This is a genomic window from Flavobacterium sp., from assembly GCF_035760125.1.
GTDB lineage: Bacteria > Bacteroidota > Bacteroidia > Flavobacteriales > Flavobacteriaceae > Flavobacterium.
The window spans coordinates 1-21,658 of record NZ_DASTTN010000346.1; the positions used below are offsets into that span (position 1 = coordinate 1).

Here is a 21,658-nt window from a genome sequence, read left to right on the forward strand (position 1 = left end):
TTATGTCTTGGATTGTATCGACAGTGTAACTCCAAAGCTTAATTTAATTATTTCGGCCAAAAGAAAGAAAGTACGAATCATAAGCAGTATGGGAGCCGGAGGAAAAATGGAAGCATCCAAGGTGAAAGTGACTGATATTGCCAAAACCGTAAATTGCTATTTTGCCAAAACAATCAGAAAGCGTTTAAAGAAAGAGAAGATCAATAAAGTTAAAGTGGTTTTTTCTTCCGAAATACAAGATGAATCTAGCTTACGCATGACAGATGGTTCTAATTTTAAAAAATCTTTCTATGGAACCAATAGCTATATGCCTGGATTGTTTGGACTTTATGCTGCGGAAACTGTGATTAGATATTTGCTTAAAAAAGAGTAGAAAGAGTTGAATTGTTTAAGAGGTTAAATAATCTTAAACTATTTTAAAACAACAAAAATATAAACAAGGTGTCTCAGTATCTTAGGAACTCAGCACCTTAGAATCTAAAAAAAAATGATACAAACCGTAATTTTTGACATGGATGGTGTAATTGTCGATACAGAATTAGTACACCGTTATGCTTATTACAAACAATTTGGCGAACTGAATATTGAAGTTCCAGAGGAAATGTACACTTCTTTTACGGGATTATCGACTCGTAATACTTTTCAGAAATTGAAAGAACATTTCAAGTTGCAACATGAAGTGGAAGATTTAATTTTGAGAAAAAGATCTATTTTCAATGATGCTTTTGATAGTAAAGAAGATTTGGCTTTACTGGAAGGAGTGGAGAATTTAATTAAAGATTTTCATCAGAATGGTATGCAATTGATTGTGGCTTCATCGGCTTCAAAAGTGACGATAGATAGAGTTTTTCGCCGTTTTGATTTACATCAATATTTTTCACATATAGTAAGTGGTGAAGATTTTCCGAAATCTAAACCGCATCCAGCTATTTTTGAGCATGCAGCATCTTTGTCTATTGCACCAAAGGAAAATTGCATCGTTATTGAAGATAGCACCAATGGTGTAAAAGCGGCCAAAGCAGCGGGTATTTTTTGTGTGGGTTATAACAGCTTCCATTCTAAAGACCAAGATTTGTCATTGGCTGATGTTGTTGTGAATCATTTTGATGAATTGAGTTTTGAGAAAGTGTCGCAGTATTAATTTATAAATTAAAGATATATCGAATTTCAAAACAGTAATACATACTTCTATAAATAAGATATTTTATTTTTTTGAGTATTATTTTTTGATTTTCCATAATAGTAGTTTTTGTAAAGTTGACTATTGATTGTCAATGACAACTCTTTAATTGATTTTCAAGTTTAATTACATTACAAACTTAAACCCGAACATCTTTTTTCTTGTTATATAATTTTTTAAAAAGCTTGTAAGATTTCTGAAATTCTATGGAGGATTTTTTTTCCTGTTGCAATAACTAAGCTTGAAAAAATAGTATAATAACTAATTTTGAATTAAGGAAAAATTAACATCTAAAGTTTTTTGAATTTGTAAATTTGAAGAAATACATAAACCAATAATATGAAAAAGATTTTTTTTGTTTTAGCCTTCGTTATAGCGCCCTTTATCACTGAGGCTCAATTGAAAACACCTCAAGCCAGTCCAAAAGCAACAGTTTTTCAAACAGTTGGATTGACAGATGTAGAAATAGTTTATTGCAGACCGGCAGCAAGAGGAAGAGCGGTGTTTGGAAATTTAGTTCCTTTTGGAAAAGTTTGGAGAACTGGAGCAAATGAGAATACTACTATTTCTTTTAGTGAGGATGTTGTAATTGATGGTAAGACTTTGCCTAAAGGAAAATACGCTTTGTATACGATTCCTAAAATAGAAAGCTGGGAAGTGATTTTTTATTCTACCACAAACAATTGGGGAAATCCTGAAGTATGGAATGAGGCCAATGTGGTGTTAAGAACTACAGTAAAAGAAGAAGCATTAGTAAAGCCAGTTGAATCTTTCACAATAGGTATTGGTAATATAAATGCTGATTCTGCAGACTTAGATATGGCTTGGGAAAATTCGTCTGTTTCGATGAAATTTATGGTTCCTACACAAAAGGAAGTATTAGCAAATATTGAAAAAGTGCTAGCAGGCCCGACATCTGCTGATTATTTTTCGGCTGCGCAATATCTTTATCAGTCCAATGGTGATAATGCAAAAGCATTGACTTATATGGATAAAGCTATGGAAATGAGCACGGAGAAACCCTATTGGTACACTCGTTTAAAATCATTGATTCAAGCCAGAGCCGGAGACAAAAAAGGTGCTATTGAAACAGCTAATCTATCTCTTGTAGCTGCGGAAACGGCTAAAAATCAAGATTACGTAAAAATGAATAGAGAAAGCATTGCGGAGTGGAGTAAAAAATAAAATACACAGAACTGTTTCTGATTAATGATTATATTAAAAATCCCGTCTTGTCTTTTTAGGACTTGACAGGATTTTTTTTTTTTTTTTTTTGAATAAGTAGAATTTATTGTTTTGATGTTAATTTACACCATCACATAAAGTTTTTAGTGTGATGGAATAATCAGGGTTTAATGGTTCATTGGTTTGTGCCAGTCTTTGTGAACCTGTATTTGCAGGACATGCAATGTCATTGGTTGCATCATAAATAAGACTTTTTCCTTTTAGATTGATAATAAGTTCTTTGGGAACATAAATTTGAACTTTTGTGACTGAATAACCTGAAGGGATATATCGAACATAATAACCATCAGGATGCAAAGTCCATATACCGCTTGGATAATCTGTCCTTGGAGGTGCAAACCCAGAAAGAATAGCATACTTTTCCATTTCCTGATAGGTATAGTTTCCAGAAGTAATTAAGCCACGAATACTGTTTTCGGCTTCAAAGACGGTTTGTACACTTTCAGGTAATTTTGCTTTGGCTTGATTAATAACATCATCGGGTAAAAAGCCTAGAGCACCATCTTCCAATTGCGTTAATTGTTTTTTAGTGAGTAAGGTTACGGCGGTTAGTTTTACATCAGTGCTAAAATCGATGAATTTTGTTTTGGCAATTATTGCCCATAATAAAATTTGGATGTCATGTTGGTGTATTTCGGGATGATTTTCAGCACTTTTTAGAATAGCTGTAACTATTTCTTTTTTTGACCCGTTAGTAGGTGCATACATATAGCCATCTCCTTTGGAAGGAGCAAATGTTCCCGCATGTAAACAATAGCTTTTATTTGTCATTTCATAATACCCTGCACAAAGTATAAAGCCTCCATTAGGTGCTTTAGGTAATAGATATAATGGCTGAGCAACTTCTAATTTGAAAAAATTAGGCATTTGTGAACCTTCTTTATTTACATCTTCAAATGCAGTTGTTATTGCTGCAGGTTTTTTGAATAGTTTGTCAATGCCAAGGGTTGAAGCTCCAATTTTTAATAAATCGGTTGAAATACCAAATTGAGCATAAGTAGTATTACTGCAAAACAATTGAAAAAATAAGGCTAAGCAAATAAGTTTTATTGATTTCATTACTAAATGGTTGGTTATAATTTACGAACCAAATTTAGTTTTTTAAAAATTATATTTTAATACTATTTGTATTATTTTTTATATAAATAAATTAAGAAAATATTGTAGAGTGGAACTGCATTGCTTCTCTACAGATTATTATATAAAAAATCCCGAATCATGACGAAACGGGATTTTTGTATTAAAGAATAAGTGATTTATGAAACTATATTGTCTGCTAGTGTTGTTTGTTCTTCGGTCTTAAATACAGTAGTTTGTAACAAATAAGATAATACTATAGTGAGCAATGCCCCAATAAAATTGAGCCATAAATAGCCTAGTTTTTCTGTCCCGCTTGGATAAATAAAGTTGGTGAAATAGTATATGATAAAAATTGCTATTTGACTGATGATAGCACTGTAGTAGATCGATTTTCCTCGTATTTTTTTGGTATAAAAACCAACAAGAAAAATCCCCAAAACAGTACCATAAAATATGGATCCGATGATATTTACGAGTTGGATTAAATTTTCAAAAAGCGTCGCAATACAGGCAAATGCAATGGCAATGATTCCCCACATAAGGGTAAAAAGTTTGGATGCATTCAGATAATGTCTTTCAGTTTTTTCTTCTTTGACATTACGTTTATAAATATCTATAGCCGTTGTTGAAGCCAATGCATTGAGACCGGAAGCTGTAGAAGACATTGCCGCAGAAATGATTACCGCCAGCAATAAGCCAATAAGACCTTTAGGTAAATAGTGGAGTATAAAATAGAAAAAGACATAATCCTTATCGTTTGTTTCGGCTTTGTTATCCGCTTTTGAAATTATTTCTCTGGCTTTTGCTCTTAATTCTTTTTCTTTGAGTGCCAAATCGACTAACTCTTTTCGTAGGGTAGGATTGTCATAATCCTGATTCAGTTGATCTATGTACAATAGATTGATTACTTTTTCGTCTTCGGATAATTTGTTTAAATCTTTCTGTAAATTTTGATATTCGTCTTTGTATTTTGAATTTTCTACCGTTATTTTATTGTTTGGATTAAAATTTAAAGGCGTTTCATTGAATTGAAAAAAGACAAAAACCATTACTCCGGTAAGTAAAATCAAGAATTGCATAGGTACTTTCAAAAGCCCGTTCATAATTAATCCCATTTGGCTTTCACGAACAGATTTTCCAGACAAATAGCGACCTACCTGTGATTGATCGGTCCCGAAATAAGCTAAGGCAAGGAAGAATCCGCCTGTAATTCCACTCCAAAAAGTGTACTTTTCATCTAAGTCAAATGAGAAATTAACGATATTCATTTTTTGATTGGCACCAGCAATATGCAAAGCATTATCAAAAGTCATGTCATTGGGTAAATAATCAAAAATGAGGAAGAATGTAATCATCATGCCGGCAAGTATGACAAACATTTGTTGTTTTTGAGTAACATTTACAGCTTTTGTACCTCCTGAAAAGGTGTAAACAATAACCAAAATACCGATAATGATGTTCATATAGGTAAGGTTCCAACCCAATAATGCCGATAAAATAATTGAAGGAGCATAAATCGTAATTCCGGTTCCTAAACCTCTTTGGACCAAAAATAAAACTGCAGCCAAGGAACGGGTTTTTAAGTCGAATCTTTTTTCTAAATATTCATAGGCAGTATAAACTTTGTATTTGTGGTAAATAGGTATGAAAGTAAGGCAGATTACCACCATTGCAATTGGCAGTCCAAAATAGAATTGCACAAATCCCATTCCGTCATGATAAGCCTGCCCTGGTGTAGAAAGGAAAGTAATGGCGCTGGCCTGTGTTGCCATAACCGAAAGTCCTACTGTAAACCAAGGGGTTTCGTTGTTGCCCAGAATATAATCCTCAACGTTTTTACTGCCTCGTGTTTTCCAAGCACCATAAATTACAATAAATAATAGTGTTACTATCAGTACAATCCAGTCAAATAATTGCATAGGTTAAGAGTATAATTTCATAATTAAATAAAAAATAATGATAAACAGGGCATTGGCAACGAGAACCAATGTATAAGTTTTTGACCAGATTTTAGATTTTTTTGAATCCATGTTTTTCGTTTTAAGGTTTCATTTTTTGATTAGGAATACTAACCGAAGGTTTTATCGAAATCATATTGGATAACAATTTATAGGCTCCTGGAACTCCTTCCGGTAATTCTCTAAAAAGGCTAAGACCCGTATAAATATAATTTCCTTTTCCATAAGGGGCAATCAATAAAGCACCTTCTTTGGCGCTTTCACCTTTGTCATTTGAGGATATAATAGGAGTGAAGGCTTTGTCAAACTCCTTTGGATAATACAATCCCTGTTCCTGTTTCCAGCCTTTAAAATCATTTTGGGTAATTGTATTTGGGTAATTCAAAGCGGGATGATTGGGAGCAAGAAAACGAACTTCGGCATTTTCTTCAGTTACTCTATCACTAGAAATTGTTAAAGAATAAGGAGCAATTTTTGTAGTTATTAGATCTCTGTTGGTGTTGTATTGCACAATCATTGTTTTTCCGCCTTTTACAAAATCAAATAAAATATCCTGTTTGTTTGCCAATGCGTCAATAGTATTGTAAGCACGCACACCAGTCATGACAACATCAAAAGTATCGAGTCTCTCTGGTGTTATTTCTTCCGGTTTTAGGATGGTCACTTTGTATCCCATTTGAGTCAAACTTTTTGGGACTTCATCACCAGCTCCCATAATATAAGCGATTTTTTCCTCATTGGTTTTCAAATCAAATCGGATGCATTTTACCTCTGAAGTTTTTAAAATCTGTTGTTTTGTAATGTGGTCATAATTGATATTAATTTGCTCCTTATCAAATGGAACTCCATCAATGGTAGCGATACTTTTTCCAATAATTTCGCTCATTTGGGTAGGAGGTGTAACTTCAAAATAAACGGTTTGTTCCATTCCTTTTTTGTCCAATTGAAAAGAAATAGACTGTGGTGATACTTTCCAGTCTTTCGGTAAATCCAATTTCAAATCCCCTTTGAGGTCATTTTTTCCTGCTTTTACGGTAACTCCAACGTATTTGGGTTTGGTATTTGGAAAAAGCAGTACTTTATCTTGAATTGTAGTAGTTACTTCAGGGACAATATCTAAGAAATTATACATTTCACCTTTTACATCATCATTATATTTGTAGACGATAGTTCTTTCAAAAGGGATTTCAATACCACTAATTTTTACATTAAAAATCACTTTGGCTTCTCTAATAATATCAGGAATTCCAATGTTTTTTTGATCTTCTACAGTGTACAATCCTACTGTTCCTTTTTCTTTTAACCAATAAGGTTGCGTGTAGTTTATGGATTGGGGTAATTGTAAATCTAGAGTATTGTTTTGTAATGTGTTGTTTTTTAAATCGGTGTTCAAAACCGTAGTTTTTTGTTCGGGTAAAGTTGTAACACTTGCAAGTTGCATGGCTACGGAACTTCTATTTATTGCTTCGAGATTCAGTTTTACGACACTTCCTGGAGTTGCTTCTTGGGAGTTGGAAACGGCTTCCAAATACAATCCGGAACAGGCTGCAATGATTTTTTTTATTTCTTCAGATTTTACTGTTTTCCAATGGTTTTCATCCAAGGCTTGAATCATAGTATAGGCTTTTACCAAATTTGGAACACTAGCCGATGGGTTTTTAAAATCATACTGGTTGGCAATAACGGTAATCAATTCACCAATTGGTTTTCCGCCTTTTACACGATTCCAACTCGTATCGATTCCTTCAAAAAGTGATGATTTGTCTTTTAAGGGTTCGCCTTTTAGAAATTCCAAATATTCAGTGTCTTCTCCTCTTGATCCAGTGCTGCCAAAACCTTGTGATTTATGGCTGCTACGACTTAATGCCGCTATTTCCTGATTGGATTTCCCTAGAGTAGGGTAGTAAACCCCAGTTGGAATTGCAACTAAATTGCTTTTATTGGCTGCATCAAATTTTTCTTTGCTGCCATAAAACCACCAAGAAGTATTAAAAAAAACACGTTTAGGTTGCCAAGGCTGTACATATAGTAATTGTTCAGGAAAAGAAGCGGAATTATTGGCTAAATCAAATCCTTCTACACTTAGCATTGCTGATGACGTGTGATGTCCATGAGTAGTTCCAGGTGAACGATGGTCAAAGCGATTGATGATGACATCGGGTTGGAATTTTCTAATCGTCCAAACAAGGTCCGCAAGTACTTTTTCTTTGTCCCAAATCTGTAATGTTTCTTCCGGATTTTTCGAATAACCAAAATCATTGGCTCTGGAAAAAAACTGTTCTCCTCCATCAATTTTTCTTGCTTCCAGAAGTTCTTGCGTTCTTATAACACCGAGTAATTCTCTTAATTGTGGGCCAATTAAATTTTGACCTCCATCTCCTCTTGTTAGTGATAAATAACCAGTTCTGGCATGAATGTCATTAGCCATATATGAAATTAAACGGGTATTTTCATCATCGGGATGCGCGGCGATATAAAGTACTGTCCCCAGAAAATTAAGCTTCTGAATTTGATTGTAGATTTCGGCTGAATTCGGTTTTTGAGGCTTTTGGGCGTATGTTATCTGTATAGAAAGGACTAAAACTAAAAATGATTTAAAAAAAAGCTTTCGCATATAACAAGATTTATTATTTCTAAAAAAAAAATAGAATGGTAAGTATTAGCTCAAGCCCAAAAATACTAATTAAATAATGGGAATATTTAGCCATAATTCCAAAAGTTATGTTAATGTTTGAGATTTATTAGGACAATTTTTAAAAAAACATGCGACTTAAAGATTAACAAAATTGATATAAAATATTAGTTTTATTAGTCAATTATTTAAAATTAGAATGCTAAATTTGAGAATGTTATAGTATACTGCATTCGTTAAAATTTGAAAATGCCCCTTTATCTACAATTAACCTAACCAGAATGAATATGCAATACCAGGAAGATGTTTTGAAAAATGGTTTTGAACAAATGACCATTATTCAACCCGATGATTTTGAGGGTAAAGTTACTACTACACTAATCCGAAAAAGAGGTTCTTCAAAGACAACTAAAGCTATTTTATGTATTCATGGTTTTAATGATTATTTTTTTCAAGATGTTATAGCCGATGAGTTTTTGAAGAAAGGTTATCATTTTTATGCTTTGGATTTAAGGAAATATGGCAGATCTATTTTACCGAATCATAGAGCAAATAATGTGAGGAATTTATCTGAATATTATGAAGATATCGACCGCGCATTGGCTATAATTAGAGAAGAGGGAAGTCAAGAAATAGTATTATATGGTCATTCTACAGGCGGATTGATTATAACCTTGTATGCTTCGGATCGAAAAGAGAAGGCGCTTTTTGATGTTTTGGTCTGTAATAGTCCTTTTTATGATTTTAATGTGCCTTGGATTCAAAAGAAAACTGTTATTCCTTTGCTTTCCTTTTTGGGGAGATTAAATCCAAATATTCCTTTGCCTATCGGGTTTTCAAAATTTTATGGTAAAAGTTTGCATAAGAACGATTTTGGGGAATGGGATTATAATTTGCAATGGAAACCTCACGTAGCACCTTCTATTAATGCTGGATGGATAAATGCAATACACGATGGACATTTAAAAGTTGCTAATGGTATTTCGGTTTATAAGCCAATATTGGTTTTGCATTCTATTCAATCGGTTAATCCAAAGTATTGGGGTGAAGAAATGTTTGAGGGAGATGCTATTTTGAACGTTGATGATATTACCGAAAAAGCAAAATTAATTGATTCTCCGCATAAAAAAGTTATTGGTTTTGGAGGAGCCATACATGATTTGGTATTGTCCAGAAAACCAGTGCGCAATTTTGTGTTTGAATCTATATTTGATTGGTTGAATCTATATTTGAAAAAATAATTTTCTTTTTAAAGATCAAAAAAAAGCTGCAACATTTCGATATGTTGCAGCTTTTTGAATTATAAAATTTCAATTTTATTTAAAAAGGAAATATAGGATTAATGCTTACCTCCTTTGCCATTTCCATTATGACCATTTCCTCCATGTTTATCATGGTGGCCATTGTCATGATGATCGTTGTCATGACGATCGTTGTCATGATCTTCATAACGTACTCGGTATTCACCTCTGCTTTTTTGAGGTTTTCCTTTGTATCCTTTATAGTATTTCACTTTGTGAGTATTGAAATAAGTATAAGGTGTATGACCATGATAATCATTCAAAACTACTTTATAACCGTGATATAAGTCATAGTCTCTACAATAGCTTGGTAAATATCTGGAACGAATCCATCTTCCATTTCCAAAATAAATATACTGTGCCAATCTAATGTCATAGTAAACTTGAATATCTGGTAAATAGTAATATTCCACTTCGTCATAACCTACAGGTCCCCAAACTGGAACAGGGGCAGGGGCTGGAGGAGGTGTTCCTACATGTACATTTACATTTGGCGTTCCTATGTTTACATCAACAGAAACTTGCGCCTGTGTTGAGCTTACCGTAAAAAAAAGGATTGCGATAATAAATAATTTAATTGTTTTCATTGTATTTAAATTTAGAGTTGGGTTTAATTTTAAAAAAATAATAATTAATCGACCGTTAATCGGTAAATTCATTACTATTGTTAGTAGGTTTTTTTATAACTGAAATTCCTTTTTGAAAGAATAAATTATTTGGATAGATAACTAATTCTCCTGCATTGGTTCTTAAGGTTACATGAAAGGCTCCGACATCTTCTATTTCACCTTCTTCTGGAAAATCTTTGTCATGTATTAATATTACATCCCCAATTTTAAATGGAAACGAAAAGAATAAAATGATGCCCGACGTGATATTACTCAAGATAGACCATTGGGCAAACATCGCTACTCCAATAACCGTGGCAATTGAGGAAAGTGTGATGAAAATATCTTTGGTCTGAACTCCCCAAATTAATACCAAGGTGATTATAGCCAAAATAGTAATCAAAATGTTGATGTATTTGATCACCAAGTTTGTCCTTCTTTCAATAACCTGACTTGCAGTTGCATATCGTTTTACTAATTTTGAAACTACTTTCCGAGACAAAATAACAATCAGCAGTAGTATACCCGTACTGATTTCCTGTTTAAGATAGTATTCAAAAAACTCCATTTTTTCTTGTTTACAAATTGTTTAAATATTCATATACTTTATCTGTCGGCATTCCCATAACATTAGCATAGGAGCCTTCAATTTTTGAAACTCCAATAAAGCCAATCCATTCTTGAATTCCATAAGCTCCCGCTTTATCATAAGGTTTGTAATTTTCCAGATAATAAAGAATAGCCTCATCAGTTAACGTATTGAAGGTTACTTTTGTTGTTTCGTATATCAAATTTGAAGACAAATTTGTCTTAAAACAAACCGAAGTTATGACTTCGTGTGTCGAATTTGATAATGATTTCAATATTTCAAATGCGTCCTGATGATTCTTTGGTTTACCTAAAGCGCAATTTTTGTGCCAAACTATGGTGTCACTAGTGATTAAAATTTCATTATTTTGTAATTCTCCTTCAAAAGCACTGGCTTTCAATTGTGCGAGGTAATTAGTAATTTCTTCGGCTTTCAACTCGGGTGGGAAAATTTCTTCAATTTCTTTGAGTCGAATTTCAAAATCCAAGTCCAAATCCTTAAAAAATTGTTGTCTTCTTGGAGAACCAGAAGCTAATATAAGTTTATAGGTTTTGAGTTTTTCTTTAAGCATGGTGTAAAATATTATAGGTAACAATCGCAATTGAAAACAATCCAAACAAAATAATCATTTTTAAAACAGTGCTCAAATGATGAAAATGTTCACTTTTTTTGGCATCGGCCATTTTTACCGCAAAATAAATTAATGGGGCAACTATACTAATTAAGGCATATAGTGTTGCAATATACAAATCAAATGCAAAAAAATATTTTTTGATGTAGAATATTACCATTACCAATGGAATCAAACTCAACCCCAATACTAATTTTGATGTTCGGCTGATTCCCAAAACGATAGGCAAAGTATTCATTCCTTGGTTATAATCTCCATTGACATCTTCAAGATCTTTTACAATTTCTCTAATAAAATTAATTACAAAGGCAAATAGGGCATAGTCCAAAAGAATAGAAAACAAGTCGGCCATAATGATCCGGTTGCCAGGATTGATAACTGGCAAAAGGTCAAAAATTCCAATGATAAGCACGCTGAAAGCAAGTAAAAATGCGACAATAAAGTTTCCTATAAGTAGCATCTGTTTCAAACTGGTTGCATAAAGATACAAAGTGGCAGAAATGATAATAAAGATAGCCGCAAAACCAGGCTTCTCGATTACATTCGATAAATAGAATCCTGCGCCAACTCCCAAAACGGTACAGGCAAAATAAACATTGTAAGCATTGGTTTCGGATATGCTTTTGCCAACAACAACCTGATTGGGTTTGTTGTCATTGTCAGTTGCTTGATCCATAATGTTATTAATCACATAACCGCCAGCAGCAATCATTATTGTAGCAAATACCAATAAAAAGTATTGCCAGTCATTAAGTGCCAAAGGAATGCTTTGATAATTCAAAAAACCGTATCGAAAAAGTAATTGCATCAAAGCAAGCATCAATAGGTTTTGGTAACGTATTAGTTTGAGGTATTTCATATTCAATATTTGGTTGTGGGGTATGAGTTATGAGTTTTGGAGCAGAAAGATTTGGCCTTTTTGTGAATATCGTCCCGCTTTCCGTTACAATCTTTTTGTTTTTAAAGAAAAACAAAAAGTATTTTCACTGCAATCGGGGCTAAAGGGCAAGATTTTGCTTTTTTGCCATCATCCATAAAAAATAATCGGGTTATGAGCTTAAAAAATATATTTCTCTCTATTCAATTTTCTCCGATCTAAAATCTTTAATCAAGTTTCCCATCAAAATAAGCCATCCATTTCCCTTGTACTTTCATCACTTGTTCAATCACATCGCGAGCAGCGCCTTTGCCACCTTTTATATGAGAAATATAGCTTGAAATAGCTTTGATTTCGGGGCTTGCATCTTGAGGGCAAGTAGGTAATCCTACCAATTTCATAACATGATAATCCGGAATATCGTCACCCATATACAAAACTTGCTCTGGGTTGATGCCATAAACATCGGTGTATTCTTTGAACGTTTCTACTTTATCTGGAGTTCCCAAATGGATATCTGTAATTCCTAGATTACGAAGTCTTACTCTTACACCTTCGTTGCTTCCACCCGAAATAATGCACACATGGTAACCACTTTCGATGGCAGCTTTCATTGCATAACCATCGCGAATGCTCATGGTTCTTAGCATCTCTCCTTCATTGGTAACAAAAACAGAACCGTCTGTAAGTACGCCATCTACGTCAAACACAAACGTAGTAATATCATTCATTATTTCTTTATAGCTTTTTGCCATGATTTTGTATAGATTGGGTTAATATTTTATAAATTGTAGATTGATTTTCATTCGACAAAAAAGATTCATGTGCCTTGATAGTCGAAATATCATTGCGTTTTGCTGGACCCGTTTGGGCATCTTTTGGAGAAAGCGTCAAGAGTTTTTCGGCAGTTTCAAGAATCAAAGGTTTTAAAATGTCGAAAGAAACATGGTTTTCCTGGCAAATTTCGCTTCCTAATTGGTACAAATAATTAGTGAAATTATTGACAAAAACAGCAGCAACGTGCAAAGCTTTGCGTTGGTGGGAATCGATTTTGTATACATTATCAGAAATAGTTTGTGCTACTTTTTCTAATAGCACATAATCGCTTTCAAATTGGGTTTCTAAGCAAAACGGAATCATTTTAAAATCAATTGCTTTGCCTTTGGTAAAAGTCTGCAAAGGGTAAAAAACGCCCTTTCTGTTTTTACTATCCAATGAAGTTAGAGGCGCACTCCCAGATGTATGAACAACTAAACGATTTTCAAAAGGTAATTGTGATGAAACAGTTGGAATGGCATCATCGGAAACGGCTATGATGTATAAATCGGCTTCCGCCAAGGCATTCCAATCGTTCGTAATTTTACTTGAATCGAGTGGGAGTGAAATTTCTTTTTGAGTTCTTGAAAAGACCTGAATGATTTCCACTGCATTGCTTTTTGTGAAAGCATCAATCAAGTGTTGCGCAACATTTCCAGAACCGATAATCGTTATTTTAATCATTTGGCAAAATTAGGAAAAAAAATGAAGTGTTGTTTTCAATTTTTTAATCTCACATATAACAGGAATATGCGTGGTTTATTGCTTTTTCTCTAAAAAGAGACACTTAATTTTGGATTAAATTAACAATTAAGTCCTTAAACAAGTGGACAATTTTGAGTACTTTTGCGACACTTTATTAAAACGAAATCTACTTCCAAATGGATAAAAAATTATTCTCTGTCCTATTTTCAACCAGATTGATGGCTTTATTATTCTTGACTTTTGCAATTGCAATGGGAACAGGAACTTTCATCGAAAGCAAATACAATACCGATACAGCTCGAATTTTAATCTATAATACTTGGTGGTTTGAAGCTATCATGGGATTTTTTATGATTAATTTCATAGGGAATATCAAGCGCTATCAGTTGCTAAAAAAAGAAAAATGGGCGACTTTGATACTTCATTTGGCTTTTATATTTATCATAGCTGGCGCTTTTATAACGCGTTACATCAGTTTTGAGGGAATGATGCCTAGTCGTGAAGGCGCTACCGAAAATCAATTTTATTCCGATAAAACATTCCTGACTCTTTTTGTTGATGGAGAATACAAAGGTGAAATGAAACGTAGGGTTTTTGAGAAGCCCCTTTTGTTATCACCAGTTACTGATAACGATTTTAAGATGACAGGTGATTTTGCAGGAAATCCATTTGAGGTGCATTATAAAAATTTTATTATGGGCGCCAAAGAATACGTTAAACCAGATCCAAAAGGGAGTTTGTATTTTAAACTGGTTGAAGCCGGTGATGGTGGCCGTGAAGAACATTTCCTGAAATCGGGTGAAGTTCAGAATGTTCACAATGTCCTTTTTGCCTTGAATAAATTTACCGAAGGCGCGATCAATATAAATACTACAGGAGAAAGTTATACCATTCAAATGCCTTTTGAAGGAGATTTTATGCGAATGGCTGATAAACTACAAGGAAAAGTGGTAAAAGATATTGTGCAGCCTTTGATGATGCGTTCATTGTATAGTATTGGGGATATTCGTTTTGTTTTTCCAGAGCCTGCAGTTACAGGAGTAATTGATTATGATTCAAAAAATGATTTTAAAGAAAAGAATCATGAGGATGCACTTATAGTTAAACTTTCTGCCAATGGGAAAGAAGAAATAGTAACCTTATTAGGTTCAAAAGGAAAAACTGGGGATTCTAAAACAGTAAAAATAGGGGAGCATGAATATACTTTTTTCTTCGGAAGCAAAGCTTATGTCTTGCCATTTAAGATAAAACTAAATGATTTTATTGCTCAAAAATACCCAGGAACAGAGAAAAGTTATTCTTCTTTTGAAAGCCAAGTGACCGTTCAGGATTCGGTAAAACCATTTGATGCGAGAATTTATATGAACCATGTATTGGATCACGAAGGATATCGTTTCTTTCAATCTTCATTTGATCCAGACGAAAAAGGAACGGTATTGTCCGTAAATCATGATTATTGGGGAACTACGATTACTTATTTGGGATATTTTTTATTGTTTTTTAGTATGATAGCCCTTCTTTTTACCAAACATTCCCGTTTTGGTCATCTAAAAATAAAATTAGATGTAGTGAAAGATAAAAAAGCAAAACTATTAACGATTTTGATATTGTTATTTAGTTTGACTGGTTTTGCACAAGAACATGATCATGACCATTCGAAAGAAAATACTAGAGATTCACATGCTGAAAGTACAGGCCATGTAAGAATAAAACCAACGCAGGCACAATTAGATTCAGTGTTGACAACCTTTACCGTTACACCAGAACATGCCGCAAAGTTTGGTAGATTGATAATTCAGGATGCCGGCGGTAGAATGAAACCTATCAATACTTTTTCTTCTGAATTATTGCGAAAAGTTAGCCATTCAAATACGTATAACGGAATGAACTCCGATCAGGTATTCTTGTCAATGACACAGAGTGCGCAATTATGGATTGAAATTCCGCTGATTTATATTAGTCCAGGAAATGACAGTATCCGTAAAATTATCGGAATTGATTTAAAAGATAAATATGCGCCTTTTATATCTTTCTTTGATGAAAAAGGGAATTATAAATTATCTCCTTATTTGGATGCTGCTTATAAAGCTGGGAATCCAAATCAGTTTGAAAAAGATTATATCGAAACCGATAAGAAGGTAAACTTGATGGAATCGGCATTGAGCGGAAGTATCTTGCGAATTTTTCCAATTCCGAATGAGCCAAATAATAAATGGATTTCCTATTTAGAACTGGAGCATGCTGGTTTAAAAGGAATGGATTCGACCTATACCAAAAGTATTCTGCCTCTTTATTTCGGAACATTGGGGCATGCTATTAAGACAAAAAACTATAAAACAGCCGATGAACTTTTAGAAAGCATCAATGGTTTTCAAAAGAAATTTGGAAGCAAAGTAATACCAAGCGAGGATAAAATCAATCTTGAAATTGCGTATAACAAATATGACCTGCTTCAAAAACTGCCATATTGGTATATGTTTGCAGCTATTTTGATGTTTGTATTCACAATTCTTCAAATTTTTAAAAATTCTAAATTTTTGCGTATTGCAGTAAATTCAATGCATATAATTATTGGAATTCTCTTTGCATTGCATACCATTACATTAGGAGCGCGCTGGTACATTTCTGGACATGCACCGTGGAGTAATGCTTATGAGGCCATTGTATATGTGTCTTGGGCGACGATGTTTTTTGGTTTAGCTTTTGATATAAAATCTAAACTAACGGTGGCTTCGGCATCATTTGTGACCGCGATGATTCTTATGTCGGCCTATTTAAATTGGATTGATCCAGAAATTGCTAATTTACAGCCTGTTCTTAATTCATATTGGTTAATGATTCACGTAGCTGTTATTGTGGCGAGTTACGGACCATTTGCTTTGGGAATGATTTTAGGTTTTGTATCGCTGCTTCTGATCTTTTTTACTAATGAAAGGAACAAAGCTAAGATGTCTTTAAATATTAAAGAGATCACTTATATTAATGAAATGGTATTGACAATTGGTTTGATTATGCTGACAATTGGAAACTTCCTTGGAGGTCAATGGGCAAATGAAAGTTGGGGACGTTACTGGGGATGGGATCCAAAAGAAACTTGGGCATTAATCAGTATTATGGTTTATGCATTTGTAATCCATTCTCGATTTGTTCCTTCTTTAAGAGGTAAATGGACATTTAACTTAATGAGTATGTTTGCTTTTATATCCATTTTGTTTACCTATTATGGTGTAAACTTCCATTTGGTAGGATTACATTCTTATGCCAGTGGTGAAGCACATTCATTAAGTTGGATTTGGTATTCATTAGGAGCAATATCTTTAATTGGAGCTATTACTTATCCAAAATACAGAAAGTTTTATAAGAAGTAATTTTTGGAATTATTTATATTAAAGTAAGGTTCGACATCAAGGTGGACCTTACTTTTTTCTTTTATGCCAAAATGTTTATTTAATTTTTTTAAAATAATACTAAACTTACTTTTGGTTTAAAAATAAGTGTTTTATAGATTTAATTTGCTTTTAATTGAGTTTTGGCACGGTGTTTGAAAAGTTACTAATAGATGATTTTATGACTCCAAGATATTGTAGATTAGGTTGGTAGGTTGGTTTACGTTTAAATATCTATAGAATTATCTATTACAATTAGTTAGTAAGATGCTCCTTTTGGGGGCATCTTTTTTTTATCTAATTAACGAAATTTGAACAGCAGATTTTTGATATTATATTGTGATTGGACTAACACAATATAAGGTAATGGATTATTGTTTTAAAATAACAGATTTTAAAATATTTTATTGTATTATTAAGACTATATTTAATTTAAAATAATGTATTTAATCGATGTTATTTACTTTTAATTGAGTTTTGGCATAGAGTTTGAAAAGATAGTAATAGATAATTTAATTAGGTTTGGTTACTCTATGTAATTCTAGGTTAGTAAGTTGGTTTTTCGGAGTAATCTACAAAAGTTATCGATTATAGTTAGTAAAAGATGCTCCAATAGGAGCATCTTTTTTTTATCTAGTGTTATTATTTTGGGTTGTTAATTTCAGCTGTTATTTTGGAATTTGAGTGTATTGAATTTATTAAATGCAATTATTGTTTATGATATTCAAAAAAATAATTTTTAAGCTGATCTTTTTGTAAAACAAAGTAATATTAAACTTATTTTTAATGTAAAATAATGTATTTCAATGATTTATTTTGCTTTTAATTGAATTTTGGCATAGTGTTTGAAAGCCTATTAAAAGATGATTTTATTAGATTTTGTAAATTTTAAATTTGAGAGGTTAGGTTTAAAAGTTAGTTTACATGGGGGAATCTAAAAATTATTGGTTATTATTTAGTTGGTTAGAAAAGTGCTCCCAAAAGGAGCATTTTTCTTTTTGTTTTATTGAAAACAATCCAATTGATAAAATATAAATTAGACTTTTCCTAAAGTATATAATTGTTCCATCGTAGGGCTTAAACTTCCTCCAGCTGGTTCTAGTGTAATACCAAAAGCTTCTGCGTAGTCTGCATTTTCAACAGCAAATATTTTTTGATTATTACTATCGAAATTTTCCAATAATCCAATACTTGTTGGGGTCAATGGATTCAGTTTTAAAGCCCAAACTTGATAAACCATTCCTTTAGGAGGTTCTGGTAATCCACTAGCATCCACATAAACTACTTTTGTTTCTTTGTTCCAATATACTTTGGCAAATGATTTAGGGTTCACAGCCTGTCCGCTAAGGGCTACAACTGTATTTTTTTCATCTCTTATTACAGCAAGACTGTTTTCAGTTGTTTTATTTTTTTGCTCTAAAAGTTGTATTTCTTTGTTTAGTTTTTCTTTTTCGTTACCAATGCTTACCACTTGGTCAATGGTTTGTCCCAACTGTTGGTATTGATAGCCTATTCCGATCAATAAAATAATCGCTGCTGCCCAACCAATATAATTTGACCAATTTCGTGGTTTCATTTGGACAACACCAGAATGTTTCAATTCGAGCTTTGCTTTTATTTTTTCAAAGTTTGCTACTGAGTGAAAAGGTGAAAAACTAGATGATAACGCAACTATTCCTTTTTCAATGGCGATAATTTCGTCATTTATCTCAGGATGATTTTTGGCCATAGTGTCCACTTCAATGTTTTCGGCTTCACTGAGTAAGCCGTACACATAAAGTTCCAAAATGCCAGATTCTATATATTCTTTTGTATCCATTATAGTTTCAAATAAAGTCTTAAATCGTTAATACAATTTCTATTTTGTGTTTTTACAGTTCCAAGCGGAATGGCCAATTCTTCAGAAGCTTCTTGTTGGGTGTATCCTTTGAAGAACAGTAAATCTATTATCTGGATACATTTTGGTTTTAGCTTTTTGACAAATTCGTGAATACCTATAGTATCAATTTTGTTAACCAGTTTGTTACTGTCGTCTAATAGATGTACGAAATTATCGGAAGAAAGGTTTTTTTGACTGTCATTAAAATTTTTGGATCTCAGTTTATCTATAGAAGTATTTCGAGCAATATTTAGAATCCAAGTATAGAATCTTCCTTTACTTTCGTTATAGGAATCGATGTTTTTCCATATTTTGACAAATACTTCTTGTAATACATCTTCAGCTTCTTCTCTGTTTTTTACCAGTACATTAATTACCGCGAACAAACTTTTAGAATACATATCGTAGAGATAGGTAAATGCTTTTTCGTCTTTCTGGTGAATTAAAACTAACAATTCATCTTGAGTCATATTGTCTTTTTTGGTTGTTACAAACATATGCAATTCCATTTATAAATAGCAGATTATATTTATTATTACTGAAAACCACTCTGCTTAAAAAGAAATTGTGATTTTATTTATTTTTTAAAACACTGTAAATAAGTTGTTTAGTCAGTATTTTGATTTTTTATTCACTTTTTTAAAACCAAAAGCAATCCAATCTCGTAAATGCTTTTATAACCTTTTAAATTATAAAAAAATGAAAAAAACAAAAATGCTATTAGGTCTATCACTAGTGGTGATTTCAGGCTTAATCTTAGTAGCAGCGGATCACATTGATGCTCCAGGAACAATGTCAGGTGACGCAGGTGATATTACAGATGTGTACACTTTTCAAGGTCAAGATACCAATAATTTGGTTTTTGCTGTAAATACACAAGGACTATTAAGCCCAAATGCTACAGGAGCAGCAACATTTAAAGAAAATGTGATGGTCGAAGTTAATATTGACAACACAGGGGACAAAGTGGAAGATTTGGTAATTCAAGCCATCAAAAGAGGAGACAAAATGTACTTCTTTGGACCTTATACACCAACAACAACAGGAACTTCCAGTATGATTAAAACAAGTGAAGCTTCTGGTGAAGTAGCCATTTCAGCTTACGGAACAATGGCTACAGTAGCATCTAAAAATGGAATGAAATTTTTTGCAGGACCAAGAGATGATCCATTCTTTTTTGACTTAGGACAATTTAAATCAATACTTGCAGGAACGGCTACAGGTTTTAACAATCCTGGGACAGATACTTTTGCAGGAACTAATGTACAGTCTATAGTTGTAGAAGTTCCAAAAGCAATGTTAGGCACTTCAAGCACACTAAATGTTTGGGCAGAAACTAAGAAAAAACAATAATCAATTATACTATACTTTAAAATATAAAATTATGAAAGCAAATAAATTAAAAAATATAACACTAGCATTAGTAGTTGCTTTTTTCTCAGTAAACTGTGATAATAATGATGACAATACTAATGATGGTATGACAACAAGTATGGATTTTTCAGGTACTTATGTACAACAAGATCAAATGGCCAGACCAGCAATTAACACTGTTTTTATTGCATCTGGGCAACCCAAAGACGATTTTAATGCTGCTATTCCATCAGCAATGGGTAGCAAATACCAATCCATTTTTCAGTCTCGATTGATGGCACTGAATTCAGGTTATACAACCAATGCATTAGGACAGGATGCCGCTGCTTTTACAGGACTTTTGTCTACAGATGTATTGAATGTTTCTAAAACTACCAAGACTACTTTTTTTGACGGGACCAATGTTTTAACTGGACGAGCTTTAGCTGATGACGTTATCGATGTAGAGTTATTACTAATTTTTGGGGGACCAGCAGGAACATCAAATGCGGTACTTACTTCAGATCACGTTGATGCAAATGACAAGCCCTTTTCTGCCTCATTTCCATACTTAGCTGCTGCTTGGTAATATTTTATAAAAAACAGAGTGGGTTTTGGACTACTTACTCTGTTTTTTTATTTCAAAACAAACAAATAAACAAACAAAATTGAATTATGAAAACTTTAAAAATAGTATCGTTATTGGTTTTTTCAATTCTTAGCAGTTGTAATTATAAACCAAATCAAATAACAAAAACTTCAGATTACGAAAAATATCTAAATATAAAAAGCAATAAATCTATTGATTTTGCCAATCGGGAAATCACTTTTTGGCAAACAAAATTCGATGCGACACCCAATCAAGTAATGTATCTAGGGATGTTAGCATCCAATTATAGTACTCTTTTTCAATATACGGGAGACATAAAAGATTTATATAAAACAGAAGAATTGCTGACAAAATATAATGAAGCATATAAGTACTCTAGAGTTTCGACTGTTCGAGCATTGGCAAGAAATTATATCTCTCAACATCGTTTTAAAGAAGCTTTGAATCTTGCCAATAAGGCATTGGCTATTGGCGAAAGCCGAAAAGAAACTCAAAAATTATTGTTTGATGTACAAATGGAAGTCGGAAATTATGCCGAAGCTTTGAAAAATTTGAAAGCCATTCGGGATATGAATGACTATGATTATTTAATTCGTTTGGCAAAATGGTGTGATCATAAAGGAGATTTGAAAACGGCAATAACTTTTATGGAAAAAGCTAGAGATATCGCCATTGAAGATGATAATAAAGTTTTGAAAATCTGGTCGTATTCCAATTTAGGTGATTTTTATGGGCACGCAGGTAGAATACAAGAATCGTATGATAGTTATTTAAAAACACTGGAAATAGATCCTAATTATTCATATGC

The 21,658-nt window shown here is 32.9% G+C and carries 19 protein-coding genes; 8 read left to right on the top strand and 11 right to left on the bottom strand.

The genetic code is table 11. The features are described from left to right. The 3 genes from VFS71_RS12330 to VFS71_RS12340 all read left to right on the top strand — a co-directional run. Nucleotides 1-373, top strand: a 373-nt coding sequence (locus VFS71_RS12330; RefSeq protein ID WP_422653659.1) for a tRNA threonylcarbamoyladenosine dehydratase, incomplete at its 5' end; no start/stop codon positions are given. A gap of 114 nt (nt 374-487) precedes the next feature. Next, nucleotides 488-1,141: an HAD family hydrolase gene (locus VFS71_RS12335; protein ID WP_326401589.1), complete on the top strand. Its 654-nt coding sequence runs from the start codon at nt 488-490 to the stop codon at nt 1,139-1,141. Between the two features lie 378 nt (nt 1,142-1,519). Continuing rightward, complete coding sequence (locus VFS71_RS12340) at nt 1,520-2,365, top strand: DUF2911 domain-containing protein (RefSeq protein ID WP_326401590.1); 846 nt, start codon at nt 1,520-1,522, stop codon at nt 2,363-2,365. A gap of 117 nt (nt 2,366-2,482) precedes the next feature. Here VFS71_RS12340 and VFS71_RS12345 read toward each other — a convergent pair whose 3' ends face one another. The 3 genes from VFS71_RS12345 to VFS71_RS12355 form a co-directional block, all read right to left on the bottom strand. After that, the gene (locus tag VFS71_RS12345; protein ID WP_326401591.1) at nt 2,483-3,484 is read right to left on the bottom strand and encodes a hypothetical protein; all 1,002 of its coding nucleotides are present in this window, start codon (nt 3,482-3,484) and stop codon (nt 2,483-2,485) included. Between the two features lie 197 nt (nt 3,485-3,681). Beyond that, on the bottom strand, nt 3,682-5,424 hold the full coding sequence (locus VFS71_RS12350; protein WP_326401593.1) for a sodium:solute symporter: 1,743 nt from the start codon (nt 5,422-5,424) through the stop codon (nt 3,682-3,684). A 121-nt stretch (nt 5,425-5,545) separates the two neighbouring features. Then, nucleotides 5,546-8,077, bottom strand: coding sequence for a PIG-L family deacetylase (locus VFS71_RS12355; protein WP_326401594.1), 2,532 nt, complete (start codon nt 8,075-8,077; stop codon nt 5,546-5,548). Between the two features lie 299 nt (nt 8,078-8,376). Here VFS71_RS12355 and VFS71_RS12360 point away from each other — a divergent pair, with 299 nt between their 5' ends. Continuing rightward, nucleotides 8,377-9,336, top strand: a complete 960-nt coding sequence (locus VFS71_RS12360; protein WP_326401595.1) for an alpha/beta hydrolase — start codon at nt 8,377-8,379, stop codon at nt 9,334-9,336. A 98-nt stretch (nt 9,337-9,434) separates the two neighbouring features. On the opposite strand, the gene VFS71_RS12365 is transcribed toward VFS71_RS12360, so the two are convergent. The 6 genes from VFS71_RS12365 to VFS71_RS12390 form a co-directional block, all read right to left on the bottom strand. Continuing rightward, entirely contained in the window at nt 9,435-9,983 is a 549-nt protein-coding gene (locus VFS71_RS12365) for a hypothetical protein (protein ID WP_326401596.1), read from the bottom strand. Nucleotides 9,984-10,038: 55 nt separating this feature from the next. Then, nucleotides 10,039-10,572 carry a mechanosensitive ion channel domain-containing protein gene (locus tag VFS71_RS12370; RefSeq protein WP_326401597.1) on the bottom strand — a complete coding sequence of 178 codons (534 nt, stop codon included), beginning with the start codon at nt 10,570-10,572 and terminating at the stop codon, nt 10,039-10,041. Nucleotides 10,573-10,582: 10 nt separating this feature from the next. Then, a complete protein-coding gene (locus tag VFS71_RS12375; protein ID WP_326401599.1) occupies nt 10,583-11,164 on the bottom strand; it encodes a Maf-like protein in 582 nt (193 codons plus the stop codon). Next, the gene (locus VFS71_RS12380; RefSeq protein ID WP_326401600.1) at nt 11,157-12,083 is read right to left on the bottom strand and encodes a geranylgeranylglycerol-phosphate geranylgeranyltransferase; all 927 of its coding nucleotides are present in this window, start codon (nt 12,081-12,083) and stop codon (nt 11,157-11,159) included. Before VFS71_RS12380 ends, VFS71_RS12375 begins: the two co-directional genes overlap by 8 nt. A gap of 245 nt (nt 12,084-12,328) precedes the next feature. Then, a complete protein-coding gene (locus VFS71_RS12385; protein ID WP_326401601.1) occupies nt 12,329-12,856 on the bottom strand; it encodes an HAD-IIIA family hydrolase in 528 nt (175 codons plus the stop codon). After that, the gene (locus tag VFS71_RS12390; protein WP_326401602.1) at nt 12,840-13,601 is read right to left on the bottom strand and encodes a Rossmann-like and DUF2520 domain-containing protein; all 762 of its coding nucleotides are present in this window, start codon (nt 13,599-13,601) and stop codon (nt 12,840-12,842) included. Before VFS71_RS12390 ends, VFS71_RS12385 begins: the two co-directional genes overlap by 17 nt. A 197-nt stretch (nt 13,602-13,798) precedes the next feature. On the opposite strand from VFS71_RS12390, the gene ccsA reads away from it, so the two are divergent. Next, a complete protein-coding gene (gene ccsA / locus VFS71_RS12395) occupies nt 13,799-16,990 on the top strand; it encodes a cytochrome c biogenesis protein CcsA (protein ID WP_326401605.1) in 3,192 nt (1,063 codons plus the stop codon). Between the two features lie 1,054 nt (nt 16,991-18,044). On the opposite strand, the gene VFS71_RS12400 is transcribed toward ccsA, so the two are convergent. After that, nucleotides 18,045-18,827, bottom strand: a complete 783-nt coding sequence (locus VFS71_RS12400) for an anti-sigma factor (protein ID WP_326401606.1) — start codon at nt 18,825-18,827, stop codon at nt 18,045-18,047. Continuing rightward, nucleotides 18,827-19,357, bottom strand: coding sequence for a sigma-70 family RNA polymerase sigma factor (locus VFS71_RS12405; RefSeq protein WP_326401610.1), 531 nt, complete (start codon nt 19,355-19,357; stop codon nt 18,827-18,829). Before VFS71_RS12405 ends, VFS71_RS12400 begins: the two co-directional genes overlap by 1 nt. A gap of 229 nt (nt 19,358-19,586) precedes the next feature. On the opposite strand from VFS71_RS12405, the gene VFS71_RS12410 reads away from it, so the two are divergent. The 3 genes from VFS71_RS12410 to VFS71_RS12420 form a co-directional block, all read left to right on the top strand. After that, entirely contained in the window at nt 19,587-20,240 is a 654-nt protein-coding gene (locus VFS71_RS12410) for a DUF4331 family protein (RefSeq protein WP_326401607.1), read from the top strand. Nucleotides 20,241-20,271: 31 nt separating this feature from the next. Then, nucleotides 20,272-20,829 carry a DUF4331 family protein gene (locus VFS71_RS12415; RefSeq protein ID WP_326401608.1) on the top strand — a complete coding sequence of 186 codons (558 nt, stop codon included), beginning with the start codon at nt 20,272-20,274 and terminating at the stop codon, nt 20,827-20,829. 86 nt (nt 20,830-20,915) lie between these two features. Beyond that, the coding region (locus VFS71_RS12420) for a tetratricopeptide repeat protein (RefSeq protein WP_326401609.1) at nt 20,916-21,658 on the top strand (743 nt) is incomplete at its 3' end.

Bases quoted from the DNA above. Each gene is read 5' to 3' on its own strand.
- VFS71_RS12335 (WP_326401589.1), top strand. From the start codon at position 488: ATGATACAAACCGTAATTTTTGACATGGATGGTGTAATTGTCGATACA.
- VFS71_RS12340 (WP_326401590.1), top strand. From the start codon at position 1,520: ATGAAAAAGATTTTTTTTGTTTTAGCCTTCGTTATAGCGCCCTTTATC.
- VFS71_RS12345 (WP_326401591.1), bottom strand. From the start codon at position 3,484: ATGAAATCAATAAAACTTATTTGCTTAGCCTTATTTTTTCAATTGTTT.
- VFS71_RS12350 (WP_326401593.1), bottom strand. From the start codon at position 5,424: ATGCAATTATTTGACTGGATTGTACTGATAGTAACACTATTATTTATT.
- VFS71_RS12355 (WP_326401594.1), bottom strand. From the start codon at position 8,077: ATGCGAAAGCTTTTTTTTAAATCATTTTTAGTTTTAGTCCTTTCTATA.
- VFS71_RS12360 (WP_326401595.1), top strand. From the start codon at position 8,377: ATGAATATGCAATACCAGGAAGATGTTTTGAAAAATGGTTTTGAACAA.
- VFS71_RS12365 (WP_326401596.1), bottom strand. From the start codon at position 9,983: ATGAAAACAATTAAATTATTTATTATCGCAATCCTTTTTTTTACGGTA.
- VFS71_RS12370 (WP_326401597.1), bottom strand. From the start codon at position 10,572: ATGGAGTTTTTTGAATACTATCTTAAACAGGAAATCAGTACGGGTATA.
- VFS71_RS12375 (WP_326401599.1), bottom strand. From the start codon at position 11,164: ATGCTTAAAGAAAAACTCAAAACCTATAAACTTATATTAGCTTCTGGT.
- VFS71_RS12380 (WP_326401600.1), bottom strand. From the start codon at position 12,083: ATGAAATACCTCAAACTAATACGTTACCAAAACCTATTGATGCTTGCT.
- VFS71_RS12385 (WP_326401601.1), bottom strand. From the start codon at position 12,856: ATGGCAAAAAGCTATAAAGAAATAATGAATGATATTACTACGTTTGTG.
- VFS71_RS12390 (WP_326401602.1), bottom strand. From the start codon at position 13,601: ATGATTAAAATAACGATTATCGGTTCTGGAAATGTTGCGCAACACTTG.
- ccsA (WP_326401605.1), top strand. From the start codon at position 13,799: ATGGATAAAAAATTATTCTCTGTCCTATTTTCAACCAGATTGATGGCT.
- VFS71_RS12400 (WP_326401606.1), bottom strand. From the start codon at position 18,827: ATGGATACAAAAGAATATATAGAATCTGGCATTTTGGAACTTTATGTG.
- VFS71_RS12405 (WP_326401610.1), bottom strand. From the start codon at position 19,357: ATGACTCAAGATGAATTGTTAGTTTTAATTCACCAGAAAGACGAAAAA.
- VFS71_RS12410 (WP_326401607.1), top strand. From the start codon at position 19,587: ATGAAAAAAACAAAAATGCTATTAGGTCTATCACTAGTGGTGATTTCA.
- VFS71_RS12415 (WP_326401608.1), top strand. From the start codon at position 20,272: ATGAAAGCAAATAAATTAAAAAATATAACACTAGCATTAGTAGTTGCT.